Source organism: Bradyrhizobium sp. UNPF46 (genome assembly GCF_006658625.1).
Lineage (GTDB): Bacteria > Pseudomonadota > Alphaproteobacteria > Rhizobiales > Xanthobacteraceae > Bradyrhizobium > Bradyrhizobium nitroreducens.
Genome location: NZ_LFJB01000050.1, coordinates 22,879 through 28,928 on the forward strand (window position 1 = coordinate 22,879; position 6,050 = coordinate 28,928).

The 6,050-nt window shown below is 66.4% G+C and carries 3 protein-coding genes; 2 read left to right on the plus strand and 1 reads right to left on the minus strand.

Annotation, left to right across the window (positions count from 1 at the left end; genetic code table 11):
- Positions 1-42 precede the first annotated feature (42 nt).
- A complete protein-coding gene (gene aroQ, locus UNPF46_RS21060; RefSeq protein WP_142251282.1) occupies positions 43-474 on the minus strand; it encodes a type II 3-dehydroquinate dehydratase in 432 nt (143 codons plus the stop codon).
- A 341-nt stretch (positions 475-815) separates the two neighbouring features.
- Between aroQ and hemA the strand changes: the two genes are divergently transcribed.
- Together hemA and UNPF46_RS21075 are read left to right on the plus strand one after the other, a co-directional pair.
- Complete coding sequence (gene hemA, locus UNPF46_RS21065) at positions 816-2,045, plus strand: 5-aminolevulinate synthase (RefSeq protein ID WP_100177951.1); 1,230 nt, start codon at positions 816-818, stop codon at positions 2,043-2,045.
- Positions 2,046-2,365: 320 nt separating this feature from the next.
- On the plus strand, positions 2,366-5,875 hold the full coding sequence (locus tag UNPF46_RS21075) for a PAS domain-containing hybrid sensor histidine kinase/response regulator (RefSeq protein ID WP_142251284.1): 3,510 nt from the start codon (positions 2,366-2,368) through the stop codon (positions 5,873-5,875).
- Positions 5,876-6,050: the final 175 nt, after the last annotated feature.

Genomic DNA, 6,050 nt, shown 5'->3' on the forward strand with positions numbered 1-6,050 from the left:
CGCTCGCGGGGGGAGGAAGCGCACCGTCCCCGCGGATCCCCCTCACTTCATGTTCGCGATCGCGTGCAGTGCCGCGATGTAGCCGAACGGTCCGAGGCCGCAGATCACCCCTGTCGCCACGAACGAGATCCTCGAGTGGCGGTGATACTCGTCGCGGGCGTGGATGTTGGAGATGTGGACTTCCAGCACCGGGCCTTCGAACGTCTTGATCGCATCCATGATCGCGACCGAGGTGAAGGAGAAGCCGGCTGGATTGATGATGATGGCGTCGGCATCCTGCCTCGCCGACTGGATCAGGTCGACCAGCACGCCCTCATGGTTGGATTGGTGGAAGGCGAGCTTGAGGCCGAGCTTGGCCGCGACCTCCTCGCAGCCGGCGTTGACCTCGCCGAGCGTCGTCGTGCCGTAGATGTGCGGCTCGCGGATACCGAGCATATTGAGGTTGGGACCGTTCAAGATCATCACACGCTTCATCGGGCGTCCTTTCGCATGAGCTTGCCGGGCGCCGATCCGCGCCTCGCAGAATGCGAGGCTACGACATCGGTGCGACCGGCTCAGCCATCATGGACGGAGCGTGCCCCATGGACAAAATGCCCAAGCCCGCGGAGGCGGTCCTCGGCTTTCCCGGGAGCCTCGGTCCGCCCCGGCGGGCAAGTGTTAGGCGTTTGATCCACATCAACTATCGCCCGCCAGGCGGCGCTATCAATATACCCGCACGCCTCGCCACAAATGTGTGCTGGCGCATAGACATTGGAGCTGGAAAAGCTCTAAAAACGAGTGGCCGCCGTGGTCAGGTTCCGTGACAGGTTTCTCCGATGGATTACAACCAGTTCTTCGATACCGCCCTCGATCGTCTCCACGCTGAGCGGCGCTACCGCGTGTTCGCCGACCTCGAGCGCACGGCCGGCCGATTCCCGCACGCGGTCTGGCACTCGCCCAAGGGCAAGCGCGACGTCGTGATCTGGTGCTCCAACGATTATCTCGGCATGGGCCAGCACCCCAAGGTGGTAGGCGCCATGGTCGAGACCGCGACCCGCGTCGGTACCGGGGCCGGCGGCACCCGCAACATCGCCGGCACGCATCATCCGCTGGTCCAGCTCGAGGCCGAGCTCGCCGATCTCCACGGCAAGGAAGCCGCGCTGCTGTTCACCTCGGGCTATGTCTCGAACCAGACCGGCATCCCGACCATCGCCAAGCTCATTCCGAATTGTCTCATCCTGTCGGACGAGCTCAACCACAATTCGATGATCGAGGGCATCCGCCAGTCCGGCTGCGAGCGGGTCGTGTTCCGTCACAACGATCTGGCCCATCTCGAGGAGCTGCTGAAGGCGGCGGACCCGAACCGGCCGAAGCTGATCGTCTGCGAGAGCCTCTATTCCATGGACGGCGACGTCGCCCCGCTCGCCAAGATCTGCGATCTCGCCGAAAAATACAACGCGATGACCTATGTCGACGAGGTCCACGCCGTCGGCATGTACGGCCCGCGCGGCGGCGGCATCGCCGAGCGTGACGGCGTCATGCACCGCATCGACGTGCTGGAAGGCACCCTCGCCAAGGCGTTCGGCTGCCTCGGCGGCTACATCGCCGCCAACGGCCAGATCATCGACGCCGTGCGCTCCTATGCGCCGGGCTTCATCTTCACCACCGCGCTGCCGCCGGCGATCTGCTCGGCCGCGACCGCCGCGATCAAGCATCTGAAGACCTCGAACTGGGAGCGCGAGCGCCACCAGGACCGTGCCGCCCGCGTCAAGGCGATCCTCAACGCCGCCGGCCTGCCTGTGATGTCGAGCGACACCCACATCGTGCCGCTGTTCGTCGGCGATCCCGAGAAGTGCAAGCAGGCGTCCGACCTCCTGCTCGAGGAGCACGGCATCTACATCCAGCCGATCAACTATCCGACCGTTCCCAAAGGCAGCGAGCGGCTGCGCATCACGCCCTCGCCCTATCACGACGACGGCCTGATCGATCAGCTCGCCGAGGCCCTGCTGCAAGTGTGGGAGCGTCTCGGCCTGCCGCTGCGCGCAAAGTCGCTGGCCGCGGAGTAGGCTTTTTACCCTCCCCTGGAGGGGGAGGGTCGGCTCACATTGAGCGCAGCGAAATGTGGGCCGGGGTGGGGTGACGGTGTCTCCTCATCCAACAGTGCCCAAGTGGATAGATCACCCCACCCCGCTCGCGCTGCGCGCGATCGACCCTCCCCCTCCAGGGGAGGGTGGGCACCCGCGGTGCATGCTTGCACCTTAACGACAACCCCGGTTCCTCCCCCCGCCCCGGCATTTCGCTGTCGCTTGCGACCGTCCAACGCGCTAGATTTGCTGGGAAAATGAGATCGGGCGCCTTTCGCGCCCATGGGAGAAGCACGCTCGCCATGCTGCACGACTGGGGCGTGATCGCCGCCGCCTTCGGCTATATCGGCTTCCTATTCCTGGTGGCGAGCCACGGCGACCGCCGCTCGCCGGCCGGGCGCGGCCGCGCCTCCGGGCTGATCTATCCGCTGTCGCTGGCGATCTACTGCACCTCCTGGACCTTCTTCGGCTCGGTGGGCTTTGCGACGCGCACCTCGACCGACTTCCTCGCGATCTATGTCGGCCCGATCCTGATGATCGGGCTCGGGGCCGGCATCCTGCGCCGCGTGATCCAGCTGGCGAAAGCCCACAACATCACCTCGATCGCCGACTTCATCGGCGCCCGCTACGGCAAGAGCCAGGCCGTGGCGGCCACCGTCGCCGGAATCGCGATCATCGGCTCGGTGCCCTACATCGCGCTGCAGCTCAAGGCGGTCGCCTCCTCGCTCGCGACGATCCTGAGCGAAGACCAAGCCTTCTCCCACATCCCGATCATCGGCGACGTCGCGCTGATGGTGACGCTGGCGATGGCGGCCTTCGCCGTGCTGTTCGGCACGCGGCAGACCGACGCGACCGAGCACCAGCACGGCCTGATGCTGGCGGTGGCGACCGAATCCATCATCAAGCTGGTCGCCTTCCTCACCGCCGGCATCTTCGTCACCTTCGTGATGTTCTCGCCGCACGAACTGATCGAGCGCGCCATGAAGACGCCGGAGGCGGTGCGCGCCATCAACTATTCGCCGTCGATCGGCAATTTTCTCACCATGACGCTTCTGTCGCTGTGCGCGATCATGCTGCTGCCGCGCCAGTTCCACGTCAGTGTCGTCGAGAATTCGTCCGATGCCGAGGTCGGCCGGGCGCGCTGGCTGTTCCCGCTCTACCTCGTCGCCATCAATCTGTTCGTGATCCCGATCGCGCTCGCCGGCCTCGTCAGCTTCCCGTTCGGCGCGGCCGACCCCGACATGTACGTGCTGGCCCTGCCGATGGAGGGCGGCGCGGACCTGCTCAGCGTCGCCGTCTTCGTCGGCGGCCTGTCGGCGGCGACCGCGATGGTGATCGTCGAATGCGTTGCGCTCTCGATCATGGTCTCGAACGACCTCATCGTGCCCCTGGTGCTGCAGCGGCGGCCGGAGGGGCGCACCGGCGGCGCCGATTTCAGCGACTTCCTGCTGCGCTCGCGGCGGCTCGCGATCTTCGCCATCATGGTGATGGCGTATTTCTACTACCGCGCGCTCGGCAACACCCAGCTCGCGGCGATCGGCCTGTTGTCCTTTGCCGCCATCGCCCAGCTGGCACCGAGCTTCTTCGGCGGCCTCCTGTGGCGGCGCGCCACCGCGCGCGGCGCGATCGGCGGCATGCTGGTGGGCTTTGCGGTGTGGCTCTACACGCTGTTCATGCCGAGCTTCATGGATTCCTCCACGGCAGGCATCCTGTGGCTCCAGCACGGCCCGTTCGGCATCGAGGCGCTGCGGCCCCAGGCGCTGTTCGGCGCCGATCTGCCGCCGCTGATGCACGGCGTGATCTGGTCGCTGTCGCTCAACATCCTGACCTATGTGCTGCTGTCGCTGGCGCGAAGGCCCTCGTCCATCGAGCTATTGCAGGCCGACCTGTTCGTGCCCAACACGCTCGCGCCGATCTCGCCGGGCTTCCGGCGCTGGCGCACCACCGTCACCGTTCAGGACATCCAGACCACCGTCGCGCAATATCTCGGCCCCGACCGTGCACGGCATTCCTTCGAGGCCTTTTCCGCGCGGCGCAATCTGCGGCTGGAGCCCGGAGCACCTGCCGATTTCGAGCTGCTGCAGCACGCCGAGCACCTGATCGCCTCCTCGATCGGCGCGGCCTCCTCCCGCCTCGTGATGTCGCTGCTGCTGCGCAAGCGCACGGTGTCGGCGAAGGCTGCGCTGAAACTGCTCGACGATTCGCACGCGGCCCTGCATTTCAACCGCGAGATCCTGCAGACTGCGCTCAACCACGTGCGCCAGGGCATCGCCGTGTTCGATGCCGACCTGCAGCTGATCTGCTCCAACCGGCAGTTCGGCGATCTCCTCAACGTGCCCCCGCACATCGTCCAGTTCGGTACGCCCCTGCGCGAGATCCTGGAATTCATGGGCGTGAGCGATCCGGACCATCAGGCCGACCGTGAGGCGATGATCGAGCAGCGGCTCATAGCCTACACCACCGACAGCGAGCCATATCTCGAACGCCTGCCGGAACGCCACATGGTGATCGAGGTGCTCACCAACCGCATGCCCGGCGGCGGCTTCGTCATCACCTTCACCGACGTCACACCCACCTTCGAGGCCGCCGAAGCGCTGGAGCGCGCCAATGCGACGCTGGAAAAGCGCGTGCGCGATCGCACCGAGGAGCTGACGCGGCTGAACTCCGAGCTGGCGCTGGCCAAGAGCGCGGCCGAAGATGCCAGCATCTCCAAGACGCGCTTCCTCGCCGCCGCCAGCCACGACATTCTCCAGCCGCTGAACGCGGCACGGCTCTATGTCACGAGCCTGGTCGAACGCCAGCACAGCGGCGAGGAGACTCGGCTGGTCGAGAACATCGACGAATCGCTGCAGGCCATCGAAGAGATCCTCGGCGCGCTGCTCGACATCTCCAGGCTGGACGCCGGGGCGATGACGACCTCGATCTCGAGCTTCAAGATGGCCGACCTGATGCGCTCGCTGGAGATCGAGTTCGCGCCGATCGCGCGCGCCAAGAACCTGGAGCTCACTTTCGTGCCCTGCTCGCTGCCGGTCGAGTCGGACCGGCTGCTGCTGCGGCGCCTGCTGCAGAACCTGATCTCGAACGCGATCAAATACACCCCGCGCGGCCGCGTGCTGGTCGGCTGCCGCCGCCAGGGCGCTTCGCTCAAGATCTGCGTCTACGACACCGGCGTCGGTATTCCCCAGGTCAAGCGCGGCGAGATCTTCAAGGAATTCCACCGCCTGGAGCAGGGCGCGCGGATCGCGCGCGGCCTCGGCCTTGGCCTGTCGATCGTCGAGCGCCTCGCCCGCGTGCTCAAGCACGGCATCGCCATCGACGGCAACAGAAGCGGCGGCTCGGTGTTCTCGGTGACGGTGCCGACCGCGAAGGCGATCACCCACACCGCCGCCGTGACCAGCGCGACGCCGCTGGCGCGGACGCCGATCTCGGGCGCGCTGATCGTCTGCATCGAGAACGACGCGGCGATCCTCGACGGCATGCGCACGCTCCTGAAGGCGTGGGATGCCGAGGTGATCGCGGTCGCCGATCCCGAAGGCGCGATCGCCGCGATCGAGACGGCCGGCCGCCGCGTCACCGGCCTTTTGGTCGACTATCATCTCGACCGCGGCAACGGCATCGCCGCGATCCGCGAGATCCGCCGCCGCTTCGGCGACGGCATCCCCGCGATCCTGATCACCGCCGACCGCAGCCCCGCCGTGCAAATGGCCGCGCGCGACGAGAAGATCGCCGTGCTCAACAAGCCGGTGAAGCCGGCCTCGCTCCGCGCCCTGCTCGGCCAGTGGCGCACGCAGCAGATGGTGGCGGCGGAGTGAGACGGGTGGGCTCTGCTCTCCACATCGTCGTTGCGAGCGAAGCATTCGTTCTCTCGTGTCCCGGACGCGACGCGGCGTGAAACGCTGCGGCGCAGAGCCGGCAACTGTTATGTTGACGGTGCGACCTTATAGATTTTTCGGTCGCGCAGCATAGCGTTGAGGATGGTCAGCAGCT

Coding starts and splice junctions, on each gene's coding strand:
- UNPF46_RS21075 (WP_142251284.1), top strand. CDS start 2,366: ATGCTGCACGACTGGGGCGTGATCGCCGCCGCCTTCGGCTATATCGGC.
- aroQ (WP_142251282.1), bottom strand. CDS start 474: ATGAAGCGTGTGATGATCTTGAACGGTCCCAACCTCAATATGCTCGGT.
- hemA (WP_100177951.1), top strand. CDS start 816: ATGGATTACAACCAGTTCTTCGATACCGCCCTCGATCGTCTCCACGCT.